At 71.2% G+C, this 24083-nt stretch carries 23 protein-coding genes; 7 read left to right on the top strand and 16 right to left on the bottom strand.

Annotated elements, in window-relative coordinates:
• Window positions 1–618 precede the first annotated feature (618 nt).
• The 5 genes from AB0C25_RS27230 to AB0C25_RS27210 all read right to left on the bottom strand — a co-directional run bounded on the left by AB0C25_RS27230 (window position 619) and on the right by AB0C25_RS27210 (window position 8670).
• Complete coding sequence (locus tag AB0C25_RS27230) at window positions 619–1428, bottom strand: metal-dependent hydrolase (protein WP_357377028.1); 810 nt, start codon at window positions 1426–1428, stop codon at window positions 619–621.
• A gap of 103 nt (window positions 1429–1531) precedes the next feature.
• Window positions 1532–3154 (bottom strand): serine/threonine-protein kinase, encoded by a 1623-nt coding sequence (locus tag AB0C25_RS27225; RefSeq protein WP_357377027.1) that lies wholly within the window; start codon window positions 3152–3154, stop codon window positions 1532–1534.
• Between the two features lie 119 nt (window positions 3155–3273).
• Window positions 3274–5172, bottom strand: a complete 1899-nt coding sequence (locus AB0C25_RS27220) for a serine/threonine-protein kinase (RefSeq protein ID WP_357377026.1) — start codon at window positions 5170–5172, stop codon at window positions 3274–3276.
• A gap of 84 nt (window positions 5173–5256) precedes the next feature.
• Window positions 5257–6591 (bottom strand): glycosyltransferase family 4 protein, encoded by a 1335-nt coding sequence (locus AB0C25_RS27215; protein WP_357248534.1) that lies wholly within the window; start codon window positions 6589–6591, stop codon window positions 5257–5259.
• 138 nt (window positions 6592–6729) lie between these two features.
• Window positions 6730–8670, bottom strand: coding sequence for an amylo-alpha-1,6-glucosidase (locus AB0C25_RS27210; protein WP_357377025.1), 1941 nt, complete (start codon window positions 8668–8670; stop codon window positions 6730–6732).
• A gap of 81 nt (window positions 8671–8751) precedes the next feature.
• Here AB0C25_RS27210 and AB0C25_RS27205 point away from each other — a divergent pair, with 81 nt between their 5' ends.
• On the top strand, window positions 8752–11418 hold the full coding sequence (locus AB0C25_RS27205; RefSeq protein ID WP_357377024.1) for a glucosidase: 2667 nt from the start codon (window positions 8752–8754) through the stop codon (window positions 11416–11418).
• Window positions 11419–11630: 212 nt separating this feature from the next.
• Here the strand turns inward: AB0C25_RS27205 and AB0C25_RS27200 are convergent, their stop codons facing one another.
• Window positions 11631–12605, bottom strand: a complete 975-nt coding sequence (locus tag AB0C25_RS27200) for an NAD-dependent epimerase/dehydratase family protein (RefSeq protein ID WP_357377023.1) — start codon at window positions 12603–12605, stop codon at window positions 11631–11633.
• A 191-nt stretch (window positions 12606–12796) separates the two neighbouring features.
• Window positions 12797–13453 carry an HAD family hydrolase gene (locus AB0C25_RS27195; protein ID WP_357377022.1) on the bottom strand — a complete coding sequence of 219 codons (657 nt, stop codon included), beginning with the start codon at window positions 13451–13453 and terminating at the stop codon, window positions 12797–12799.
• 86 nt (window positions 13454–13539) lie between these two features.
• Between AB0C25_RS27195 and AB0C25_RS27190 the strand changes: the two genes are divergently transcribed.
• A complete protein-coding gene (locus AB0C25_RS27190) occupies window positions 13540–14340 on the top strand; it encodes a hypothetical protein (RefSeq protein WP_357377021.1) in 801 nt (266 codons plus the stop codon).
• 75 nt (window positions 14341–14415) lie between these two features.
• Window positions 14416–14877: a hypothetical protein gene (locus AB0C25_RS27185; RefSeq protein WP_357377020.1), complete on the top strand. Its 462-nt coding sequence runs from the start codon at window positions 14416–14418 to the stop codon at window positions 14875–14877.
• On the opposite strand, the gene AB0C25_RS27180 is transcribed toward AB0C25_RS27185, so the two are convergent.
• Together AB0C25_RS27180 and AB0C25_RS27175 are read right to left on the bottom strand one after the other, a co-directional pair.
• A complete protein-coding gene (locus AB0C25_RS27180; RefSeq protein WP_357377019.1) occupies window positions 14863–15306 on the bottom strand; it encodes a GNAT family N-acetyltransferase in 444 nt (147 codons plus the stop codon). The two genes, AB0C25_RS27185 and AB0C25_RS27180, sit on opposite strands and share 15 nt — an antisense overlap.
• Before the next feature lie 400 nt (window positions 15307–15706).
• Entirely contained in the window at window positions 15707–16909 is a 1203-nt protein-coding gene (locus tag AB0C25_RS27175) for a low temperature requirement protein A (protein ID WP_357377018.1), read from the bottom strand.
• A 132-nt stretch (window positions 16910–17041) separates the two neighbouring features.
• On the opposite strand from AB0C25_RS27175, the gene AB0C25_RS27170 reads away from it, so the two are divergent.
• A complete protein-coding gene (locus AB0C25_RS27170) occupies window positions 17042–17659 on the top strand; it encodes a WHG domain-containing protein (RefSeq protein WP_357377017.1) in 618 nt (205 codons plus the stop codon).
• A gap of 68 nt (window positions 17660–17727) precedes the next feature.
• Window positions 17728–18306, top strand: coding sequence for a TetR/AcrR family transcriptional regulator (locus AB0C25_RS27165; protein WP_357377016.1), 579 nt, complete (start codon window positions 17728–17730; stop codon window positions 18304–18306).
• 12 nt (window positions 18307–18318) lie between these two features.
• Here the strand turns inward: AB0C25_RS27165 and AB0C25_RS27160 are convergent, their stop codons facing one another.
• Window positions 18319–18945 carry a hypothetical protein gene (locus tag AB0C25_RS27160; RefSeq protein ID WP_357377015.1) on the bottom strand — a complete coding sequence of 209 codons (627 nt, stop codon included), beginning with the start codon at window positions 18943–18945 and terminating at the stop codon, window positions 18319–18321.
• A 168-nt stretch (window positions 18946–19113) separates the two neighbouring features.
• Here AB0C25_RS27160 and AB0C25_RS27155 point away from each other — a divergent pair, with 168 nt between their 5' ends.
• Both AB0C25_RS27155 and AB0C25_RS27150 read left to right on the top strand, forming a co-directional pair.
• Entirely contained in the window at window positions 19114–19824 is a 711-nt protein-coding gene (locus AB0C25_RS27155; RefSeq protein ID WP_357377014.1) for an HAD family hydrolase, read from the top strand.
• 341 nt (window positions 19825–20165) lie between these two features.
• Window positions 20166–20831, top strand: a complete 666-nt coding sequence (locus AB0C25_RS27150) for a L,D-transpeptidase family protein (RefSeq protein WP_357377013.1) — start codon at window positions 20166–20168, stop codon at window positions 20829–20831.
• Between the two features lie 25 nt (window positions 20832–20856).
• Here AB0C25_RS27150 and AB0C25_RS27145 read toward each other — a convergent pair whose 3' ends face one another.
• The 6 genes from AB0C25_RS27145 to AB0C25_RS27120 all read right to left on the bottom strand — a co-directional run bounded on the left by AB0C25_RS27145 (window position 20857) and on the right by AB0C25_RS27120 (window position 23966).
• Window positions 20857–21132 (bottom strand): hypothetical protein, encoded by a 276-nt coding sequence (locus AB0C25_RS27145; RefSeq protein ID WP_357248494.1) that lies wholly within the window; start codon window positions 21130–21132, stop codon window positions 20857–20859.
• Between the two features lie 47 nt (window positions 21133–21179).
• Window positions 21180–21611, bottom strand: a complete 432-nt coding sequence (locus AB0C25_RS27140; RefSeq protein WP_357377012.1) for a hypothetical protein — start codon at window positions 21609–21611, stop codon at window positions 21180–21182.
• A 177-nt stretch (window positions 21612–21788) separates the two neighbouring features.
• Window positions 21789–22493, bottom strand: a complete 705-nt coding sequence (locus tag AB0C25_RS27135) for a VOC family protein (protein ID WP_357377011.1) — start codon at window positions 22491–22493, stop codon at window positions 21789–21791.
• 130 nt (window positions 22494–22623) lie between these two features.
• Window positions 22624–22806, bottom strand: coding sequence for a DUF397 domain-containing protein (locus tag AB0C25_RS27130; protein ID WP_357377089.1), 183 nt, complete (start codon window positions 22804–22806; stop codon window positions 22624–22626).
• A gap of 183 nt (window positions 22807–22989) precedes the next feature.
• A complete protein-coding gene (locus AB0C25_RS27125) occupies window positions 22990–23172 on the bottom strand; it encodes a DUF397 domain-containing protein (RefSeq protein ID WP_357377088.1) in 183 nt (60 codons plus the stop codon).
• Window positions 23166–23966: a helix-turn-helix transcriptional regulator gene (locus AB0C25_RS27120; RefSeq protein ID WP_357377010.1), complete on the bottom strand. Its 801-nt coding sequence runs from the start codon at window positions 23964–23966 to the stop codon at window positions 23166–23168. Before AB0C25_RS27120 ends, AB0C25_RS27125 begins: the two co-directional genes overlap by 7 nt.
• Between the last annotated feature and the right edge of the window lie 117 nt (window positions 23967–24083).

The raw sequence follows: 24083 nt of genomic DNA, 5'->3' as shown, positions 1-24083 counted from the left end.
AGAATTCAGCGGTCACGCGAGGCCCCGCGCCCGCCCGTCCACGGCGCCTCGGGCCGCGCTGGTGGGTCCCGGAGGGGGCGCGCTTTTCAAGATCGCACTCGATCCTGGTTGTAGTCCCCTCGGCCCGCACGGAGGCCACTACAACAAGGATTGAGCACGATCTTGGGGGCAAGGGCAAGGGCAAGGGCAAGGGCAAGGGCAAGGGCAAGGGCAAGGGCAAGGGCAAGGGCAAGGGCAAGGGCAAGGGCAAGGGCAAGGGCAAGGGCGCGGCGGCATCGCCCCCAGACACCCCGCACCTCACCGAGTACCGTGCACCGCGCGCCGCATACCCCGTACCCCGTACCCGCGGACCGCGCGCCGCGGACCGCGCGCCGCGGACCGTGCGCCGCGGACCGCGCGCCCCGGCGCCTGCCAAGATCCGCGCAACTTCACCGATGTTGCTGCCTCTGGCGCGCGGGAGGCAGCAACATCCCTGATCTTGAGCGGATCTTGCTCGCCGCGCTCGCCGCGCGTGCCGGGCTCGCCGCGCGTGCCGGGCTCGCCGCGCGTGCCGGGCTCGCCGCGCTCGCCGGGCTCCCGCGCGGTGCGCGGTGCGGGGAGTGTGCGGGGCCAGGCTGGTCAGAGGTCGATGTCGAACCGGCTCAGCACCGAGGGTGCGATCAGGCCGACGGTGGCGAGCGCCGAGACGACGGTCAGTGCGATGCGCATCCCGACCACCTCGGCCTTGCTGCCGACCCGCAGGGCGATGCTGTTCGGTAGGCCGATCATCATCCACATCCGCCGTTTGATCGGGATCGGCCAGAGGATCGGTACGCCCGCCCTGGTGATCATGTCACCGAGGATGTGCACGAAGCAGCCCACGCCCAGGGCCGTGCCGATCAGCGGATAGCCGCGACCTCCCGGCAGGTTGGCGAAGGTGAACCAGGCGGCCCCGGCCGACGCGAGGGTGATGATCACCCATCCGGCGCGTTCGGCCCACTCGTCGAACAGCCCGCGTAGCGCCAGGCCGAACATGAAGAACAGGATGGTGATGACGGCCCACTTGCCGTACGCGGCGCAGAGCGCGGTGGTGCCCCAGCCGACCAGCAGGGTGAACGGCAGCGTGTGGGTCAGCGTCCGGTGCCCGTTGTTGCGGCGGGGGTCCCTGCTGAGCTTCGTGGCGTAGTAGACGCCGAGTGAGATCTTCTCCATGACCTCGGCGGCGAAGAGCGAGAAGACGCCGAAGGTGCGAGCCACCGTGGCGCCACCCTGGTTCTTGGTCACCTTGCCGGACATGTCGAGGTCGGGAAAGAGCGCGCCGCCGGCACACACCGCGGTGCCCACCGCCAAGGCGAGCGGCGACTGGTGATAGTCGGCGAACTGGTCCAGTGCCCAGGACCCCGCCAACCACGCCGCCGCGCCGGACAACGCGTGCTGTGGTCCCATCATGTCGGCTCACCCTCCCCAGGGATCTTGAGCGCCCAAAGCTACGCCACTGTAGTCAGCGTCGGCGTCGCAGGGGCACCACCCGGAGAGTCCACATCGGACGGCGTCAGAGAGCTGGGGTGAAGCTCTGCCGGATCATCGGCAAGTATGCCGCGTTGACCTGCCAGTCGAACTCTTTTGTCATCCACGAGACGGTGTAGGAACGGTTGGCCGAGGTGTTGGCCAGCAACCGGAAGCTGTGCAGTTGTTCACCTGCGGCGTTCCTCCAGCCGCACTCCCAGACCGCCCCGCCCTCGAAGATGTCCATCGCGGAGATGTCCACCCGGAGGTAGCCGTTCAGCAGCGCGTCGCCGGTGGTGAGTCGCGCCTCCTCGGCCTTCCAGTACGCGACCGGGTCGGCCCGCGCCGGCCCTGCCTCGACGCTGAGCACCCGGGCGCCGTCGCGCTCCCGGAAGCAGGTCACCGCCCCCTCGGTCCAGCGTGTCCAGCCCACCGGCACGGCGATCCGGAACCCGGCCGGGTCGTCGTGCCAGGTCCAGCCCACGCGCAGCCGGTACGGCGCGTCCGCCGGGCGTGACTTCGAGGCCACCGGAGTGGCCGTCGGCGGTGGTGCCGCGCAGGCGAACGCGGCCGGCCGGGGGGTCGGCGCGCTGCCTCCGGACCCCGACGGGGGTGTGCGCTCGGTGTTGTGGTCGACAAGTGCCAGCGTCACACCCGCGGCGACGAGCAGGGCGGTGGCCGCTCCGCCCAGGACGAGCAGACGCCGCCGGCCGGGCCGGGTGCCCGTCGTGCGCGGCGGTGCCGGCACATCGTCGGGTACGGCGTCCGGGTCGACCCGGACGGGCCGGACGGCCCGGCCCGCGCTGCGTACCGCGGTCACCGCCGAGGACCGCGTCGGCCCGAGGGGCTGGTCGTGGCCCGCCGCGGCACTGCGGAGCAGCGGCTCCACCTCGGTGGCGGTCAACCGCCGCCAGGGGTCGCGTTGCAGCAGGCCGTTGAGCGCGGGGCGCAGCGGACCGGCGCGGCGCATCGGGTCCGGTGGGTCGGTGGCCAGCGCGCTGAGGGTCGCCATCGCGCTGGACCGGGCGTACGGTGACTGCCCCTCGACCGTCGCGTAGAGCGTCGCACCCAGCGACCACAGGTCGGTACGCGGATCCGACACCCCTTCGCGGGCCCGCTCCGGCGCGACGAACTGCGGTGAGCCGAGCACCGTGCCCGGCCCGGTCATCGCACCCTCGCCACCGTCGAAGGTGGCCAGCCCGAAGTCGGTGAGCACCACTCGCCCGTCGTCGGCGACCAGTACGTTGTGGGGTTTCACGTCGCGGTGCAGCACCCCGGCGGCGTGCGCGGCCCGCAGCGCGGCGAGCACCGCCAACCCGATCTGGGCGGTGCGCTGCGGGCTCAGGGGTCCCTCGTCGCTGATGATCTGCTGCACGGACCGGGACGGCACGTACTCCATCACGATCCAGGGGCTCTCGCGGTCGTGCACCACGTCGTAGATCCGGACCACATTGGGGTGATTGAGCCGGGCAGCGGTGCGGGCCTCGCGCAGCGTCCGCAGCCGCGACTCCTCCCGTTCGGCCTCGGCCAGCCAGGACGGCGGCACGACCTCCTTCACGGCGACGTCGCGGTGCAGCATCTCGTCGCGAGCAAGCCACACCCGACCCATCCCGCCGGTGCCGACCAGGTCGAGCAGCCGGTACCGACCCGCGATCAGCAACTGATGCACGGTCGCTCCCCCTTGGTCACCCCGGGTTACACGATAGCCACAGCTGCCGGCATTCTCATCCGCTGAGCGGCCTCGATCCACGCCGGACGGTGGTCCGGATCATGGCCGTACGGTGCAGGTCAGCGGGGTGGTCGGAAACTCTTTCGCACCACTGACCAGTCGGTGTCGGCCGCCGCCCAGTCCTCGTCGGCGGTGATCCAGCCCAGCGTCCAGGGGGTGGCGCCGACGACGAGTTGTCGGGCGTGCAGCAGTGGACCGTCAGGTGCCCGCCAGCGGCACTCCCACTCCGCGCCACCGTCGCGCGCGGCGAGTTGGATCTCGTCGTACTCCGGTAGTGCCCCGCCCCCGGCCGCCGCGTCGCGGACCGCCCGCAGCGCGGCCAGCGGGTCGGCGGCACCACCTGCGGCGACGCTGAACGCCCGGCCGGTCGCCGGGTCCTGGAAACAGGCCACCACACCGTCGCGGGAGTAGTGCCAGGTCGCCGGCACGGAGACCTGGAAGCCGGCGGTGTCGGCGTGCCAGACCCATCCGGGCGGCGGGCGGAACCGCTCGCTGGGAGCCGGCGCGCGGGCCGCCACCGGTGCACCGCCGATGTCCGGGCGCACGCAGGCGAACGGTGGTGGGGCCACGCCGGGACCGCCGGGTGGCGGTCGGCGTCGGTCGGGGCCGGGACCGTACGGGCCGTCCCGGCCGCCGCCGTTCGGCGGGGCGTACGGCGGTGGGTCGGAGGGCCGTGCGACGGTGTCGGTGGGCTGGTCAGCGGTGACGGCCAGCGCGGTGCCGATGCCGGCGGCCACGGCCACCAGGAGTGACACGGCGACCAGCGCGACCCGCCGTGACGTGCGGCGCCCCTTCGATCCGCTGGGCACCGCAACCGCATCACCCGCGGCCCGATCGGGCTGAAGTGGCGCGCTGGTCGGCTCCTGATCGGCCGACCCGTCGGCCCCGGCGGTCGGGTCTCCCGTCGGCGACCCGTGCCGGCCCGCCGACCCCGGCCCCGACGCCGTAGCCGAACCCGGCCCCGGCCCCGGCCCCGGCCCCGGTCCCGGCCCCGAACCCGGCCCCGGCCCCGAACCCGGCCCCGGCCCCGGTCCCGGCCCCGAACCCGGCCCCGGCCCCGAACCCGGCCCCGAACCCGAACCCGGCCCCGAACCCGAACCCGGCCCCGAACCCGAACCCGGCCCCGAACTCGACGCCGGCGGTGCATCGGTGTGGCCGGTCGCCGCCCGGACCAGCAACCGGCGGGCCGCCTCGTGGTCGAGACGATCGCGCGGGTCGCGGCGCAACAGCCCAGCGAGTACCGGCGCGAGCGCCCCGGCGTGCGGGGCCGGGTCCGGCGGTCCGGCGGCCAGTGCGCTCAGGGTCGCCATCGGGGTGCTGCGGGCGTACGGGGAGCGGCCCTCCACCGCGGCGTGCAGGGTCGCTCCGAGGGACCACAGGTCGGCGGCGACCGTGGACGCCCCCTCGGCGGCTCGCTCCGGGGCGACGTACTGCGGGGAGCCGAGGACCATGCCGGGGCGGGTCGTCACGCCGTCGCCGCCGTCGAAGGTGGCCAGCCCGAAGTCGGTGAGCATCACCCGTCCGTCGTGCGCCACCAGCACGTTCTGCGGCTTGATGTCGCGGTGCAGCACCCCGGCGGTGTGCGCGGCGTGCAGCGCGTCGAGGACGGCGAGGCCGATCCGGGCGGCGCGGGACGGCTCCAGTGGCCCTTCGGCGTCCACCACGTCCTGGAGCGTGCGGGACGGGACGTACTCCATCACGATCCACGGGCTGCCGTCGACCGGGATGACGTCGTAGAGCCGGACCACGGCGGGATGGTTGAGCCGGGCCGCGGCACGCGCCTCCCGCAGGGTGCGCGAGCGCAGTTCGGCTCGTTCGTGGTCGGCCAGCCACGTCGGCGGCACGATCTCCTTGACCGCGACCTCGCGGTGCAGCATCTCGTCGCGGGCCAGCCACACCCGACCCATGCCCCCGCGCCCCACCAGGTCGAGCAGCCGGTACCGACCGGCGATCAGCACCTGCGCACGCTCCTCCTCAGCCGCTGGTCCGGGCTACACCCTAACCAGCGGATCGGAAGTCACCTATCGGTAGTCCGACTCGGCTCAGCAGGCGGCGTGGTCGACCCGCGCCAGCAGATTGCCCTCCGGGATGGCGATCCGGGCACGTCCACCAGCCAGTCGGGCGGAGGCGCGCCGCGCCTGCAGCGGGTCGTGCTCCCGGCGGGCCGCGGCGTAGCTGGCGGCCGTGCGGGCGGCGATCGTGGCCCACCCGTACTGTTCGCCGACCATCGTGCGGGCCCGTCGCGCCACCCGCCGGGCGAAGACCTCGTCGTCGAGCAGTTGACCGACCGCGCCGGCGAGCGCGTCCGGGTCGCTGTGCGGGAACGTCACTCCGGTCACGCCGGACTCCACGATCTCGGCGAGGCCGCCGGTGCGGGCCACCGCCAGTGGCGCCCCGGCGGCTGCCGCCTCCAGCGCCACCATGCCGAACGGCTCGTAGAGGCTGGGCACCACTGTCGCGTCGGTGGCGCCGAGCATCGCCGGCAGTTGGGTGGAGTCGAGGAAACCGGTGAACCGGACGGTCGAGCCGAGCGCCAGCCGTCGAGCCTGGGCTTCCAACTCGGGCCGGTACGGGCCGTCACCGGCGATCACGACACGCAGACCCGGGTGCCGCTCACGCAGTCGGGGCACCGCGTGCACCAGATGCTGGACGCCCTTCTCGTAGACCAGCCGTCCGGCGTACCCGATCAACGGGCCGTCCCCGGCGAACCGTGCCCGGGCCGACGCGACCGCGCGTGGACGGGCCCGCCAGGCCCGGCCGTCGACCCCGTTGGGCACCACGTCGACCTGGGTGGCCGGGACGTCGAACAGGGCCTTCACCTGCTCACGCATGTACCCGGAGCAGACGATCACCCGGCCGGACTCGTTGCTGAGCCACTGCTCGACGCCGTGGATGGTGCGGTTCATCTCCTCCGGCAGCCAGCCCTGGTGCCGCCCGGCCTCGGTGGCGTGCATGGTGGTGACCAGGGGCAGGTCCAGGTGCTCGGCCAGGGAGACGGCGGTGTGGGCGACGAGCCAGTCGTGGGCGTGGATGACGTCGTACGAGCCGGCCTGGGTGGCGCGCAGTGCGGTGCGGGTGAGGGTGTGGTTGAAGGCCATGGTCCAGGCCAGCAGGGAGCTGGTGGCGAGGGGGAAGGCGACGGGGTCTTCGGGGGCGCGCAGGATGCGGACGCCGTCGGCGTACTCCTCCATGGGTGCGCCGTCGGTGTGGCGGGTGACGACGGTGACCTCGTGGCCGGCGGCGGCGAGGGCGACGGAGAGCGCGTGCACGTGGCGGCCGAGACCGCCGACGAGCACCGGCGGATATTCCCAGGACAGCATCAGCACCCGCAGTTGCCGGGCGGCGTGAATGTCGATCACGTGGGCGTCGGGTGACATGCGGCCCCCTTTGAGTTGTCCCCGGGCGCGCGCCGACCGACACCGGAAGTCGATGTCGCCGTCGCGTCTGGATCGGGGCCAATCCTGCCGGGACCGAGATAACCGGCGGCGACACCACCGTTGCGGTCGTGTAAAGCGCTACTGGCCCTTTCGGCGCACCCGCAGCAGCTCGGCCACCGACCACGCCTGGAATGGGCAGCCGGTCGCGGCGTGCGGCGCGAGGCCGTCGGCCGTCTCACTTACCGAGCCTAATCCATATTCGGTCAGATGAGACTCAATCCCAACGAACGTGTCATCGACCGACATCTTGCCTCGGCGGGCGGCGTCGACGTACGGGCCGAGCAGCCACGGCCACACCGTGCCCTGGTGGTAGCCCCCGTCGCGCTCGGCGGGGCCACCCCGGTGCCGGCCCACGAACTCCGGCGAATCCGGGGCGAGGCTGCGCGGCCCGAGCGGGGTGAACAACCCGTCCGCGACGCGGCGCAACGTCGCCTCGTCCGGCTCCAACGGCGCGAACGGCAGAGACCAGGCCAGCAACTGGTTGGGACGCAGCGCGTCGTCGTCGTGCAGGGCGGCCCCACCCAGCGGGTACGCCGGCGCGGGCGCGTCCAGCACGTCGTGCAGCCAGCCGGTCGGCGCCGGGAACCGCTCCCGGAACGAGGCGGTCGCCTGCCCGTGCCGGCGCCACAGCTCGTCCGCGTCCTGCCCGGCCAGCTCGGTCAGCTCGGCGAGCCCGGCCAGCCCGTTGATCCACAACGCGTTGACCTCGACCGGCTTGCCGGTACGCGGCGTGACCGGCACCCCGTACACCCGGGCGTCCATCCAGGTCAGCGCGGTGCCGGCGGCGCCCTGGTTGAGCAGCCCGTCGGCCGGGTCGACGGCGATCCCGTACCGGGTGCCCGCCACGTGGGCGTCGATCACCGCACGCAGTGCGGGCAGCAACTCGTCGCCGAGATCGGTGTCACCGGTGACCGTGACGTGCCGGCTCACCGCGTGCAGGAACCACAGCGTGCCGTCGACGGTGTTGTACTCCACCCGACCGGTGTCGGCCGTGTTGGCCAGCATCCCCTCGGACAGCGTCGCCGCGTACGACCGCAGCAGCTCGCGCCCCTCGGCGGCCCGGCCGGTGCAGAGGAACAACCCCTCGTACGAGATCATCGTGTCCCGGGACCAGGCCCCGAACCACGGGTAGCCGGCGACCACGTCCGCCGCCTCGCCTGCGCGCACCACGAACGCGTCGGCGGCGAGCACCAGGGTGGCCTCCACGTCGTCGGCCGGCTTCGCCGCCGCCACCACGTCTCGGTTGCGCCGCCGGGCCGTCGCCACGATCTCCTCCGCCGCCATGGGCTCCTGGTCGAGCGGATCGGCCCAGGCCCGCACCGACACCGTGTCGCCGGGGCGCTCCAACTCGCCGACGAAGCGCCCCGCGTACCAGAGGTCCTCGTCCGGGTGCAGACCCCGCTTGGCCTCCTCGCGGTGGTGCACGCCCAGCCACCACTGCCCCTCGGGCGTCCAGCCCGGCCCGGCCAACCGGTACGCGCCCTCGACCACCGCGCCGCCGGCCACCGACTCGACCTGCGGGGTCGGGCCGTCGGCCCGCCGCTCGCCGTGCGCGTCGCGCCAGGTGCAGGCGGCGGACAGCTCCAGCCGGACGGGGCCGCCGGCGACCAGCCGGTGCACCACCGCCACGCAGGAGCGGCCGGGCAGCATCGCCACCTCCCGCTCGATCACCACCGACCCGATCCGCCACCGCCACCGGGGCAGCCCGTCGACCAGGTCGAAGCGCTCCAACAGCTCGAAGCCGCGCGGGTCCACGTCGCCGGAGGACCACTCGTGCGCGCCGAGCCGCACCCGCGCCCCGGACGGCAGGGTGACCGCCGGGTCCAGACTGACCAGTCCCACCTGACGGGACGCCGGGGTTTCACCGGGGACCACGAGCAGACCGTGGTAGCGGCGGGTCCGCAGCCCGGCGACGGTGCCCATCGCATAGCCGCCGAGACCGTCGGGAACCAGCCACTCCCGGCTGGCCGCGCTGGTCAGATCGCCGCAAAGCTGCGGGCCGAAGTGAATGTCAATCAACTTTCCTCCACCGGCGGCGGGGTGTAACACGCCACGACGAGAATGGCCGCTGTGGTCAAGTACCGCGGCGACGTCAAAGATATGCACGTGATCACTGACCGATCGTCCTCCGACGCCTCGCCACCCGACGCTGAGCGGCTCCGGCTCGCCCAGGCCGACTCGGGGGAGCAGGACTGGCGAGCATGGGGTCCCTATCTGTCCGAACGGGCGTGGGGGACGGTACGGGAGGACTACAGCGAGCACGGTACGGCCTGGGACTACTTCCCCCATGACCACGCGCGGTCCAGAGCTTACCGGTGGAACGAAGACGGGATGGCCGGCGTCTGCGACGAACGGCAGACCTTCGCGTTCGCCCTCGCACTGTGGAACGGCAAGGACCCGATCCTCAAGGAGCGGATGTTCGGCCTCGGCGGCGACACCGGCAACCACGGCGAGGACGTCAAGGAATACTGGTGGTACGAGGACTCCACGCCCACCCACTCCTGGATGCGCTGGCGCTACCACTACCCGCAGGCCGCCTTCCCGTACGACGAACTCGTCGCGGTGAACGCGTTGCGCGGCCGCGACGACACCGAGTACGAGCTGGTCGACACCGGGATCTTCGACGACGACAGGTACTGGGCGGTGACCGTCGACTACGCCAAGGCGTCACCGACCGACCTGTGCATGGTGATCACCGTGGCCAACCGGGGCGACCGGGCGGCGACCCTGCACGTCCTGCCCACCCTGTGGTTCCGCAACACGTGGGCCTGGGGCCTGCCCGGTGGTGACCGCATCCCGACGCTGACCGGGCAGGGCACCCGACTCGTCGGCGAACACCGCGTGCTCGGCCAACTGCTGCTGGAGGGTGACGGCGGCCCGGTGCCGCTGCTCTGCGACAACGACACGAACGCCGAGCGGCTCTGGGGCCTTCCCGGCCGTTCGCCGTACCCCAAGGACGGCATCAACGACCACGTCGTCAACGGCGCGGCCACCGTCAACCCCGACCGGGAGGGCACCAAGGGCGCGCTGCACTACGTGCTCGACGTGCCGGCCGGTGGGCAGCGCCAGATCCGGCTGCGGCTGACCCGTACCGCGTCGCCGCCGGCCGCCGCGCCGCCGCCCCCGGCCGACCTCAGTGAGGGTTTCGAGGCCGTGGTGTGGGCGCGGCGGGCCGAGGCGAACCGGTTCTTCGCCGGGGTGATCCCACCGGCCGCCACCGCCGACGAGGCGCTGGTTGCCCGGCAGGCGATCGCCGGGCTGATGTGGGGCAAGCAGTTCTACCACTTCGACGTCAAACGCTGGCTCGAAGGCGACCCGGGCTCGACGCCGCCGGCCGGGCGTCGACACGGGCGCAACAGCGCCTGGTGGCACATGACCAGCTTCGACGTCATCTCGATGCCCGACCCCTGGGAATATCCCTGGTACGCGGCCTGGGACCTGGCCTTCCACTGCGTGAGCATCGCCCGGGTCGACCCGGGTTTCGCCAAGGAGCAGATCCTGCTCCTGCTCCGCGAGTGGTACCTGCACCCCAACGGGCAGATCCCGGCGTACGAGTGGGCGTTCGGTGACGTGAACCCGCCGGTGCACGCCTGGGCGGCGCTGAAGGTGTTCGAGATCGACGGAGGGCGGGACTACGAGTTCCTGGCCCGGGTGATGCACAAGCTGCTGCTCAACTTCACCTGGTGGGTCAACCGCAAGGACACCGGCGGCAACAACGTCTTCGAGGGCGGCTTCCTCGGGCTGGACAACGTCGGGCCGTTCGACAGGTCGGCGGCGCTGCCGGTGGCCGGTGTGCTGGAGCAGTCCGACGGCACCGGTTGGATGGCCATGTACGCCCTCAACCTGCTGGACATGGCGGTCGTGCTCGCCGAGCACGACCGGACCTGGGTGGACACCGCCACCAAGTTCTTCGAACACTTCCTCTACATCGCCGCCGCCGCGTACGAGCAGGGGCTGTGGGACGAAGAGGACGCGTTCTTCTACGACGTGCTGCGCCTCGCCGACGGCACGAAGGTGCCGCTGAAGGTCCGTTCCGTGGTCGGGCTGCTGCCGTTGGCCGCGACCACCCGGCTCACCGCGAAGACCCTGCACCACCTACCGGAGCTGGGCGCGCGGTTGCGCTGGTTCCTCACCAACCGCCCGGAGTACGCGCAGGTGATCGGCACCCGCCGCCTCGGCCCGGACGGTCGGCAGCAGCGGCTGCTGTCCATGGTCGGCCCGGAGCAGGTGGTCCGGCTACTCGCCCGGATGCTCGACCCCGACGAGTTCCTCTCCGACTTCGGCCTGCGGACGCTGTCCCGCGCGCACCTGGACAAGCCGTTCTCGGTCACCCTCGGCGGGCAGGAGTTCTCCGTCGGCTACGAGCCGGCCGAGTCGACGAGTGGCCTGTTCGGCGGCAACTCGAACTGGCGCGGACCGATCTGGATGCCGACGAACTTCCTCCTGGTCAGCGCCCTACGCGACTACGCCGCGTTCTTCGGCGACGACCTCCAGGTGGAGTATCCGACCCGCTCCGGGGTGAAACGCAGCCTCGACGAGATCGCCGACGACCTGTCGGCTCGGCTGATCTCGCTGTTCACCCAGGACGACTGGGGTCGGCGGCCGATCTACGGTGCCGCTCAGATGTTCCAGACCCACCCGGACTGGCGGGACCTGATCGCGTTCCCCGAGTACTTCCACGGCGACAACGGCGCCGGCCTGGGCGCCTGGCACCAGACCGGTTGGACGGCCCTGGTGGCCGACCTGATCCTCACCCTGCGCCGCTGACCGCCCGCTGACCGCCCGCTGACCGCCGCTGCCCCACGCCCTGCCCGTCGCCGCCGCGCCTGCCCGCGCTCGCCCACCTCGGCATGATCGCGCTCGATCCATGTTGTAGTGGCGTCCCTGGGGTAGGAGACCACTCGATCCTGGATCGAGCGCGATCATGCGGGGCGACCGGCGACCGGCGACCGGCGACCGGCGACGGGGTGACGGGGCGGTCAGGTGGTGACCAGGCCGAGCTTGATGAGGCTGTCGGCGGTGTCGGTGATGGTCGTCTGCACCGGGCGGGGTTGCCAGCCGAGGACGCTGCGCGCCTTGTCGTTGCTGATCACCGGGACCTGTCCGCGCAGGGCCGCAGCGTCGCGTAGGGCGGGCTCGGTCTTCGCGGCCTCCCGGACCTCCTCGTCGGTCAACTCCCGAGCCGGCACGCGGTCGGCCAGGCTGGGCAGGTGCCGAGCCAGCGTCGTTGCCATGTCGAGGAAGCTGATCGACGGGCCGCCGACACCGATGAACCGCCCACCGGCGGCGGCCGGGTGCAGCATCGCGCGTAGGTGCAGGTCGACCACGTCCCGGACGTCGACCACCCCGAAGTACATCCGGGGTACGACCGGCATCGCCCCTTGGAGGAACGCCTGCACCAGCCCGGTCGACGCGGACACCCGTGCGCCCAGCAACGGCCCGAAGATGCCCGTCGGGTTGACGACGCTCAACTCGACTCCGCCGTTGTCCCGGACGTAGTTCCAGGCGGCACGCTCGGCGAGCGTCTTCGAGCGGTGGTACGCCGGGATGTCGTCATCGACGTTCGTCCAGTCCGCCTCGCTGTACCGCCCGTCGGGCTTGACCGTGTAACCCACGGCCGCGTACGACGAGGTCAGCACTACCCTGCGTACCCCGGCTCCGCGGGCGGCCCGTAGGATGCGCAGCGCTCCGTCGCGGGCCGGCCGGATCACCTCGTCGTCGTTCTCGGGCGGGGTGAATGGGAACGGCGATGCATGGTGCAGGACGTACCGCGCCCCGTCGACGGCCTCGGCCCAGCCCTCGTCGGCGGACAGGGCGGCGGTGCGGAACTCGACCCGACCGTCCGGGTTCGTGCCGGTCTGCCGGACGCGGTCGAGCACGTCGTTGCACTGGCCCGGCTCGCGGACGGTCACCCGCACCCGGTAGCCCTCGTCCAGCAACCGGGCGACGCTCATCCCGGACGATCGCAGGCAGGCCAGGGCATCGACCCGATCGGCCAGCGCGGCGTCCCCAACCTCAAGCGCTTCAAGTCAAACGATGTGACCCGCGGCACGGGTAGGACCGATTGCCGTCACCGACGCGACAGAAATGTCCGTGACGAGGTGGAATGCCGTACTCGGCGTTCGGGGCCGAACGGCCGGGGGAGCTAACCGCCTGTCGCGTTGTGCTTCGCGACCAGGCCCGGAAGCTCGGCGAGCGAGTCGATGCGGAACAGGCACTGCGCGGCCACGTCGGGCAGGTCGAGGATGTGACCCCACGGGCCGCGCCGGATCAGGCACGTCGGCATCCCTACCTCCTGGGCCGGGCGTACGTCGTTGTCGGGCCGATCGCCGACGTACAGGATCGACGACGCGTCGCCGCCACCCGCCTCGACGACCCGCGCGAAGAAGGCCGGTGACGGCTTCGCCACGCCCCACCCGTGCGAGGTGCCGATCACGTCCACGGGGAGGCCGAGTGCGCGCAGGGTCGCCTCGGCGTGCGCTGGCTGGTTGCCGGCCAGGCCCAGGAGCAGGCCCTGCTCCTTGAGGGAGGTCAGGCAGGCCCGCGCGTCGGGGTAGAGATCCTCCTCGCCGAACGACTCGGCCTTGCCCGCGGCGGCCCGGCGCTTCAGTTCGGTGTCGAGGTCGAAGTCGGGCCGGAAGGCCCGGAACGTCTCCTGGTAGTCCAGACCTCTGGCGATCACCGAGCCCAGGACCGCCGAGAGCGTGTGCCGTGGCACGCCGAACCAGTCGGCCCAGGTGTTGAACTCGCGGGACTCGTCGAGAATCGTCCCACCGACATCGAAGAAAACCGCGTTGATCACTGCGCCCCCCGGTCACGGTCGTGCTGTCCGTGGAGGATAGATGCTGGTGTCACTTGTGGACGCGGGCGACGACGTACCGTGTGCGGGTGCATGTCCTCGACGATCCGACGGTGTCCGCCCGGGTGGCCCGTTTCCTCGGCACGCAGGGGGAGCGGTGGCCGAGCACCCCGATCGAGCGGCTCCGGCGGTCGGCGAGTGCGGACGGACCGGACGGCCCGCTGGCCGTGGTGCCCGACGAGTTGGTCGCGGTCGCCGTCGCGTTCGAGGAGCGCTATGGCGGGCTCGCCTACCGGCTCAAGACGGACGGCAACCACATGGAGTACGGCCTGGAGGGCGCGGCGTACTTCCGCTGGACCGCCGACCTCGGGTGGATGTTCCCGGCAGCCCTCGACGGGGCCTGGACGTGGGGCGTCGATGTCCTGCTCGACGGGAGGACCGCCATGGCCCCGGGCAACTGGCCGTACCGGTTGATCGACCGCAGCATCGAGCAGCGGATCGAGAAGCACGCGCTCCTGGCGGAGGTGCAGCTCTGGCCGCACGTCACACTCAGCTACGAGACCGCGACCCTGGTGCCGCCGGCGATCACCCTGAGCGGTGTCCCCGAGGTGCGCGAGGCCACCGGCCCAGCGGATCGTCTGTGGTACGACGGTGCGGTGGCGGCACACCTCTCTCTTCATGGCTGGCCCGCCGGGAGCGACTACTGGGTGTTGCGGTGCTTCGCCCGAACCAGAGCCGGGTTGTCCGGCGTGCTCGACCAGCTCAGTGAGATCGGCGAACGGGACGACTGGTGCACGATCTGTAGCCGGCCACTGCAACCGTCGATGCCGTCCTACGTCCCGCAGGGCGAACCGGGCCTCTGTCTGCCCTCGCCCCCGGTAGCCGACTGACGCGTGCGCTGCCCCAGGTCCCCGGCGCTCCTCGGCGGCGGCGAACATGTCCCTCCTTCACTATCCTGATCGTCCATGGGGGCGGAGCCGGTGGGTGAGGTGCTCGTGCTCGGGCAGTCGCGGGTCTGGCCCGCCGTCGCGGTGCCGGTCGCGATCGTGGTCGGTCTGATCGTCACCGCGGTGCTGCTCGACTGGGTCAGCTGGTTCGGGATGGTGCTCGGCGCCGCGTCGATAGTCCTCGCGTTCGTCCACTGGCGAAACGCGGTGTTGGCTGACGACACCGGGCTGCTGCTCCGCGACCGAGGCGGCTTGCGGCGCTCGTACGCGTGGCCGGAGATCGAGCGGATGGGCTGGCAGGATGGCGGGATGTGGGGGAGTTCCCTGGTGGTCTATCCGCGCGGCGGCCCCTACGACGTACCGGGGCCCAATACGCCAGTCACCGTGGCACGCATCTGGCGACCGAGACACGCACACCTCGCCGACCCGATGCCGGCGCTGCTCCAGACGCACGACATCAGGACGCTAGGCGAACCCTGATTCGCGCGTGATCGACGTGGCCCGATCGACAACTGTCAGCCGCAGCGCCCGAGCGGCCGTGGGTTCGAAGCCCACGGCCCGGTAGATGGACTCCCCGTCCTCGCTGGCCTTCAACTCGATCACCGTCACCCCACGGTGGTGGTACCAGTCCAGCAGGGCTTCGAGGCAGGCTCGGGCGTAGCCGCGCCGGCGATGGCTGGGGTCGGTGGCGACGTTGAAGACGTACCCGATCACTCCGCTGGGGTTGATCGGGCCGCCGAGTCGATGCTCGATGACGCCCTCCGTCAGGCGCCGGCACAGCGTCCGCAGCGCTTCGTCCTGCCACGGGCCGGGCTCCGGTGCATGCCCGTTCAGGGTGGTCAGCAGGACTCCGCGCAGCCGCACCAGTTCCTGAGCATCGTCGATGGTCGCGCGGCGTGCCGTGATCACTCGCCAGATCGTAGCCGAGTAGTCACTCACGCTGGCCATCCGCTTTGGCTGCCCGTCAGGTAGATGTGCTGGTGAACGGTATACCTCAGAGGTATGAATATGACTCTGAGGTATACCGTTCGCTACCGCATCCACCCCCACGGAGGTGACCGACAGTCACCGCCGACCGCCGACCGCCGACCGCCGACCGCCGACCGCCGACCGCCGACCGCCGACCGCCGACCGCCATCATCGACAGGTCAAACTCCAGGGCTACCCCCGGTGCGTGCCTCGACGAGCACCGCAGGCAGCGTCAGATCCTCGTCTGTCATCGACGCAGCCCAGATAGTGCCGCCATCGACCGCGAGGTGGATCTTCGTGCTCAGTCCGCCACGGGGACCGGCCGATCGCCGCGCCGCACCTAGTAGGGCGGGGTGGGCCTTTCGGGCCCGCGCCGACGTGAGCGTCGGGAGTCCGCGACAGCCACCGCGAGGAGCACCACGGCGGCGGTGGCACCGGCGGTGAGTGGATGGAGCCGCATCGTCGCCGGCACCAGCAGGCCGAGGGCCAGCAGGCCAGCCAGCCGGGAGCGGGAGACCCGGGCGAAGACCTGGTATTCGAGGGCTGATCGTCCGGCGAGGAAGACGACGGGGCCGCCGAGGATGGCGATGAGCCACGCCGCTGGCAGGTGCCCGAGCGGGTCGGTGATGAGCAGTTCGAAACCGACGCCGGTGAGTACGATCCCGGCGATCATGACCAGGTGGGCGAACGCCATCTCGGTCGCGAGCCGATCGGCGTGGCGCGAGCGGCTGACGGCGGCGTCCAGCACCTTGCCCGCCAGGTGGAAGTAGATCCGCCAGAGCAGGACCGTGGTCGCCAGTGCCAGGACGAAGCCGGCCGTCTGGTCGGCGTGGAAGTCGCTGCCGCTGAACGCCAACCCGATGACGAAGATCGCCTCACCGATCGCGATGAGGAGGAACTGTTGGTACCGCTCGGCCAGGTGCCCGGCCGCGATTGCCCGGCCGCCGATGCGTTGCGCGCCGATGCGGGGGGTCGGCCACCCGAGGTAGAGCCCGGCGTAGTCGATCAGCACGGCGATGATCCAGAGTGGTCCGCGGATCGTGCCGTCGTCGGCCAGACCACCGATGACCCAGAGCGGTGCGCTCAGACCGAACCAGACCAGGACCCGGAGGGTCTGCCGGGGATCGGGCCGGCCGTGCCCGGCGACGTGGAAGTAGACCACCCGGCCGATCTGCAGGCTCACGTACGTGATGGCGAACAGGGGTGCCCGCGCGCCGAAGCCGTCGGGCACCGCGACCGCCATGGTCATCGCGCCGACCGCCGTCATCACGATGACGACCTGGACGATCGTTGCCTCCGGGTCCAGCCAACTCGTCGACCAGACGGTCAACGACCAGACCGCCCAGAGCGCCAGGAACAGCAGGAGGGCCTGACCGAGGCCCGCGACCACGCCGCGGCCACCGTCGGTGAAGTCACTGATCACCCGTGCCGAGATCCGGGTGAGGGCGAAGACGAAGACCAGGTCGAGGAAGAGCTCCAGAAATGTGGCTCGTTGCCGACTGTCGGCGTCGCGCACCAGCCCTTCGTGCCGCTGCTCGCTCATCCGTCCGCCACGGGCCGGTGCCGTCGAACGACCACGTGCCCTCCCGTCGTGGTGATCCCCTCACCTAACGACCGACGGTCGGCGGTGGCACGCAGAAAGGCCTCGTTCGCCTTACGGCTGTAAGGTCATGAGGTGACCACACCGAGAGCACGGGCTCGCAACAAGCGCGGCGAAGGCGCCCAGTTGCGCGAGGAGATCGTCAGTGCCGCCGGCACGCTGCTGGACGGTGGCGATCCGCAGAGCGTGACGCTGCGGGCGGTGGCCCGGGAGGCCGGCATCTCGGCGCCGTCGATCTACGCGCACTTCCCGGACCTGGACTCGATTCTGCTGGTGGTCGCCCAGCGCGCGTTCGCCGCCCTGGAGCAGGAGTTGGCTGGGCCGGACGACCCGGACCCGGCCGAGCGGCTGCGGGCGATCAGTGCGGCCTACCTGACCTTCGCCGAGCGTCAGCCCCACCGGTACCGGCTGATGTTCGGGGCGGTCTGGGACGCCAGCCAGGCCCGCGATCGGACGCCGGCGCTGGCGGACGACCTCGCCGTGCTCGGCATGGGAGCCTTCGAGGTCATCCACCGCACCGTCGCCGAGTGTGCCGCGAAGGGACTCTCGACCAGCGCGGATCCCTTCGCCGACGCGACGGCGCTCTGGGTCGGGCTGCACGGATTGGCTCAGCTCCGGGTGGCGACGCCGCTCTTTCCCTGGCCGCCCAACCTGCGGGAGGCCCTCATCGGCCGGCTGGCACTGCTGGTCTGACCGGCCCAGACAGTCGCCAATCCGTCACCGGGTGACTGCGTTCGGTGTCCGCCCGTACGCTCAACTGCGTGCCCGGACCTGCCGAGAAGGCCACCGAACAGGACCGGCGTGACCTCATCGTCACGGTCGCCCGCGAACTGGCCGAGGCGGAGGGCTGGGCGGGGGTGAGCACCCGACGGCTCGCCGAGCGGACCGAGATCGACGTCGGTGACCTCTACCGGCACTTCGCGGACCTGGACGCACTCCTCGCCGCCGTGGCCGTCTGCGCCTTCGCCGACCTGGCCGCCGACCTGGCGGAGGCGCACGCGGAGACAACCGGCAGCCCCGAGGGAGCCTGGCCGGCGGTCGCCAGCGCGTACCTCGACTTCGCGTACACGAATCCGGAGGTCTATGACGCGATGCTCGCGCTGACCCCCGACCTGGCCCTCGGCGTCGATGGTGTCCCGGCCGCGCCGCGCGCGGTGTTCGCCGAACTGCGCGCGGCCCTGACCCCGCTGGCCGAGGGGCGCGACCCGGACACCCTCGCCGAGGTGGGGTGGAGCCTGCTGCACGGCGTCGTGATGCTCACCCGGGGCGGACGACTCCGACCCGAGGGGCAGGAGGAACGCGAAGTGTTGATCGCACAGCGGTTGCTCCGGTGGCCGTGACAGGCGGCGTGGTCAGTTGAGGGGCTCGCGGTCGAACGGCCCCTTGTCGACGAACCGGAACGTGCTGTCCAGCGGTGCGTTGCCCAACTCCTTGAGGATCAGGCCGTTGCCGGCGGCGTGCTGGAGGAACCGGGTCTCGCTGCCGATGGCGTACGTGCCGGCGCCCTTGGCGATGATGGTGAACCGCTGGATCGGGTTGTCCAGGTCGCAGACGGCGGCCTCGACGGTCAGCTCGGGCTCGATGTCCAGACCGTTCACCTGCCAGCAGGACGGATCGTCGTTGGCGGGGTGATCGTCCTTCGTGCCGAATGCCTTGATCACGTACCGGTCGCCGCCGATCGGAGTCGGAACGAACAGGACGCGTCCGCCGGTGTCACCGCCCTCCTCGAGACGACCGCTGAGTTCCAGTGCGTCCCCTGGTCCCTGCACCCGCGCAATCGTGACCTCGCGCTTGCCGGACAGCAGGGGGTCGGCCGCGAGTCCCGGTGACGGCGTTCCCGCCGGGGCCGCCACGGCACCCGACGGCGTCGGCGTGCCCGCCCTGGCCGCCGGCGCCTTGTCGGCGTCGCCCCCGCACGCCACAAGCGTGCCGGTGCACGCCAGCAGTGCCGCGCCGGCAACCCATCTCATCGTGATCACGTCGTACTCCTCATGAGCTGTCCCGACCTCTCGGCCGCCAGGAATTCTCCCACCCCCCAGACGAACGCCAGGCCGAGGCGGTTCACGGGAAAGTCCGAAAATCAGAGCGGATCTCCCGCCTATCCTGTCCCTTCGACGGCGGCGGCGAAGGCATGGGGAGGAGACGGTATGACGGAAGGGGCGGCGGCGCGGCGGCAGGCGCAGGTGCTGATCTTCGATGCGGACGACACGTTGTGGGAGAACAACGTCGTCTTCGAGCAGGTGATCGACGACTTTCTCGAGTGGCTCGACCATCCCACGATGGATCGCACCGAGATCCGGATCATCCTCGACGACATCGAGCGGGCCAACACGGTGGCGCACGGGTACGGCAGCAAGGTCTTCCTGCGCAGCCTGGCGGAGTGCCTGGAGCGGCTGCGCGAACGGCCGGCCACCGACATCGAGCGCCAGGAGATCGAGCGGCTGGCGGTCGCCCTCGTCGAGCACCAGGTGGAGCTGATGCCCGGGGTGGCCGACGCGCTCGACGAGCTGGCCGGCCGGCACGAGCTGCTGTTGCTCACCAAGGGGGACCAGGCGGATCAGCAGCGCAAGTTGGACGCCTGCGGGCTGCTGCACCACTTCGGGGCCGCGCACATCGTGGCCGAGAAGGACGTCGAGACGTACCGGTGGTTGGTCCGGGAACACCGCTTCGATCCGGCCCGCGCCTGGATGATCGGCAACTCCCCGAAGTCGGACATCCTGCCGGCCCGCGCGGCCGGACTGAACGCGGTCTTCATCCCGAACGAGAACACGTGGGTGCTGGAACACGACGAACTGGACCCCACCGACTCCGGGGTACTGCGGCTCGCCGCGTTCCCCGACCTGCTGCGGCACTTCTGAGCGCGCCAAAAGCGAACAGCGTCCACGAGCATGGTCACGTTACGCCGCATTGTCGGATTTTCACCCTGAGATCAGTCCCGCCGTCGGTCGCCCGACGCGGCTTGTCCGCCCCGTCCGGGCCGGCCTAACCTGGCCCGGCGCTCACGGCCTTCGGGGTGTCGGCCGGGAGCGCGTCGGCGTTCGGCGGCTGGCACCGTGGAGCTGAGTGCCGGAGCTGTCCGCTCCCATCCGGACGGCCGAAGGTCAGGGCCGGGTAGTTGCGGACCCGGCCCTGACCCGGCCACGGATCGATCGATCGCAGCGGCGAGCGGGGCAGACCGCGCGCCGGTTGGACTGTCAGGATGACCCGCCGCCCCGGCCCGAACACCACGCGCCGCAACCTGGCCGCCCGGTTGACCACCCTGCCGACGCAGACTCGGCAGGTGATCGTCGTCGGCGCCGCCAGCTACACCACCACCCACGCCACGCTTGAGGCGTACGTGCGGATCAGGGGCCGCTGGCAGCCAGCCTCGGCGGCGTTGCCCGCCCGCCTCGGCTCCAACGGATTCAGCGACAACCACGTGGAGGGCGTACCGGCCACACCGACCGGTGTCTACTCGATCGGCCCCACCATGTACGGCATCGCCGCCAACCCGGGAGTGCGATACCCCTACCACCGGTTGGTCAGCGGCGACTGGTGGAACGAGAATCCGTCGTCCCCGCGCTACAACACCGTCCAGCAGAGCGCGACCAACCCGGGTGGGGCCAGCGAGGCGCTGTGGCAGGAGATCCCCTCGTACACGCACTTCGCGGTGATCACCTACAACATGCCACCGAACGTGGTGACCCCGATCCCCAACGCGGGCAGCGGCATCTTCCTGCACCAGTTCAGGGTCAGTGGCGGCAACGCCACGGCCGGCTGTGTCTCGCTCGCCCACGACCACCTGGTCCGCGTACTCAACTGGCTGGACCCGGCGCTCTCACCGCGCATCGTGCTCAGCCCGTACGCCCAGCTCGACAGGTACTGACCGGCGCCGCGGGCGGGTCGTGACCTCAGGAGGCCCCGCCCCGGACGATCGACACCGCCACCCGGCAGAACTCGTCCATGTCCGGGTTGAACCCGGCCGCGATGTCGGGATGCAACCCGGAGCGGGTCTCCTCCAACAGTCGCTGGCAGACCTGCTCGACCGGCTCGCCACCGTAGTGGGAGCGGACCCGGTCGGTGGCAGCCTGAAGCGCCGAGGTCAGCTGCTCCTCCAGCGGGCCGCGCAGCTTCTGCTGCACAGGGTCGAGCCCGCGTGGGTCGAGCGTGACATGTGGCTCCGACATCGGTGCTCCCTTCGTCGGCGTCCGCGATACCCCACCGCGGTCGTCCGTCAAACCCCGTCCGGTACGGCTGCGACCCGCACCTCGTACGAGAATTCCTCGGCCGGCTTCTCCTGGTACGACAATCGGCGGATCTGCCGGTCGTCGTGGTAGAGCGCGACGTCCACAAGCACACCGAGGTGGGTGAGGCCGATGGATGACACCCGCTTCTTGTCCTGCAACACGGCGCAGACGCCGCCGAGCAGGGTGCTGGCGTCGCCCGTGCGGTGCCCGGGCGGACACCGCAGGACCAGCTCCACCTCGATGGGGCCGGTCAACGGCGTCCAGCCGGTGCGCTGAGCAGCCGCGAGGGCGGCCTGGAGCAGGGTGCGCACCCTCGTCGCCTGCCGATGCCCGGCCGCGAAGATGGACAACGCTTCGGTCTTGACCGGTGGCAGGCCGCTCACCTCGAACGTCAGGGCGAGAGCGCGGGTGTCCTGCACGACGGCACCTCCTCGTTGGGACGATCCTGCCGAACCGGGGGAGCGGCGGTGGGACGTTCCCGCGATTACCAACCGATCGGGCAGGCAGGGGTCGGCCGGAGACGTGTCGACGGCGGCGGCGCACGCGCCAGCTAGGAAAACGCTAGCCGACGCCGCCCGCCCCCGGTAGTCGGCCAGTCACCCGATGGGGCGCGGCGGAAAGGCGCAGAACTCGTTGCCCTCCGGGTCGGCCAGCACCCACCACCAGTGCGCCGCGTCGAGCGGCTCCTGCAGCAGCGTCGCGCCCGCCGCGATCAGCGCCATCGGCTCCGGGTCGACCAGGTCGACGTCCCAGTGCAGCCGGTTCTTGACCGTCTTGGGCTCGGGCACCCCGGCGAAGACCCAGTGATCCCAGGGGAACCCGGCCGCGCCGGTGACCCCCGCGTGGGTCGACTCGTCCTCGACGGTGCCGCCGACCACACCGGCCCACCAGGTCGCCTGCGCGAGCGGGCCGGTCGAGTCGACGACCAGCTCGAACGGTCCCGGCCCGGTGCCCTCGCGAGCCGGGAAAGCGCAGAACTCGTTGCCCTCCGGGTCGACGAGGACCCACCAGGTGGCCTCGCCGGCCGGCTCGCGGACCAGCCGTGCGCCGGCCGCGAGCAGCGCCGCCGGGTCCGCGTCGGCCAACCGCAGATCCAGGTGTACGCGGGTCTTGCCCACCCGCGGTTCGGGAACCTTGTTCACCCAGATCGACTCGGCGCTCGAGCGCGCGGAGCGGGGGTCCACCCGGGTGTCGTCGTCGCCGGCATCGGCCACGTCACCGTCCAGCATCCGGGCCCAGAAGGCACCGAGGGCGAGCGGGTCAGCGGCGTCCAGACAGAGATCCTTGAAGCGCGCGATCACTGTGCCAGCATGCCCTGTTCGGGGGGGACCTGTCAGCGCACAGCGCCGCGTTGGTGCGGGTGCGGGTAGATCTTGGATACTTCTCGTTCTGGCCGGACGGAAACTGTCCAAGATCTCCAGGAGGTCTGGTTCAGTGTTGCTTGGCGTACGCGACGAAGGCCTTCCAGGCCGTGGGGTTGACGTGCAGGGTGCCGCCGTCGCGGTCCTTGGTGTCGCGCACCAGCACCACGCTGGGCAGGTTGTCGGCGACCTCCACGCAGGCTCCGCCGTTGCCGCCGGACCTGGTCGACTTGCGCCACTGTGGGGTCAGCATGTCCATGACTTCGCCACTCCCTTGATCAGCTCGATTGACTGCCGGCGGTCGCGGGACCTTCTCGGGTAGATCTTGGACACTTTCCGTTCTGCCCGAACGGAAACTGTCCAAGATCTCCACACTCGGAGTGACCTGGCCGTGGTTCGAGACCTGCCCGGTCGGGGAACCTGTCCGAGCTGATGTTCAGTGTTGCTTGGCGTACGCGACGAAGGCCTTCCAGGCCGTGGGATTGACGTGCAGGGTTCCGCCGTCGCGGTCCTTGGTGTCGCGCACCAGCACCACGCTGGGCAGGTTGTCGGCGATCTCCACGCAGGCTCCGCCGTTGCCGCCGGACCTGGTCGACTTGCGCCACTGTGGGGTCAGCATGTCCATGACTTCGCCACTTCCTTGATCAGCTCGATTGACTGCCGGCGGGGGAGCGCCTCGTTCCGCACGATCTCCCACGTCTTCGCCAGCTTAGCGACCTGCGTCGGTGCGTCGACGATCTGCGCGGTGAGCTGGTTGTCCGCATAGGCCACCCGCTCACCGTCGGGCATCTCGGCGATGATGAACTGCCCGCCCATCCCCAGATACATCCCCGCATCCACCGGCACGATGTGGACCTGGATGTGCTCCGCCGTCGCCAACTGCACCAGGTGCTCGCACTGCTCGACCATCAGCCCCGGCTGGTCGAGCACCGGCCGGCGCAGCACCGCCTCGTCCAGCACGGCGATGAGCTGCGGCGGGCGCGGGCGTTGCAGGATCGTCTGCCGCTCCAGCCGGGAGGCGACGATCCGGTCCACGTCCTCGGCGTCGAACCGACCACCGGCCAGTGTGGCCCGCGCGTACCGCTCGGTCTGGAGCAGACCCGGCACGTACGCCAACTCGAACCAGCGCAGCGTGGTCGCCTCCCGCTCGAACTCGATCCATTCGCGCAGCCAGGCTGGCTCGGCGTCGAGCCGGGCCAGCCTCTCCAACATCCGCTGGAAGCGTCCAGCGGTCGGGTGATGGGTGTCGATGGCCCGCATGTACTCCTTGGTGGGTGCCCGTCCGCCGGTCTCCACCGAGCTGACGTGTGAGCCGGAGTAGCCGATGCCCCGGCCGAAGTCGTCCTGACTGAGCCCGAGTCCCGTGCGGAACAGGCGCAGCTCGTCCAACACGTAGTCGGTGACGTTGCCCATCGAATCCCCAATCCCTGCCCAACCTGAACCGGCGTGTCCTTCGCGGCTGCTCGACCAGGCCGCTGAGCTGCACGGATGGCGCGAGCACGTATCGACCGTAGTCGGGTCCTCGCAAAC

The sequence above is a fragment of the Micromonospora sp. NPDC048839 genome (assembly GCF_040649915.1).
Classification (GTDB): Bacteria; Actinomycetota; Actinomycetes; order Mycobacteriales; family Micromonosporaceae; genus Micromonospora.
This window is presented reverse-complemented; position numbering and strand designations above follow the sequence as displayed.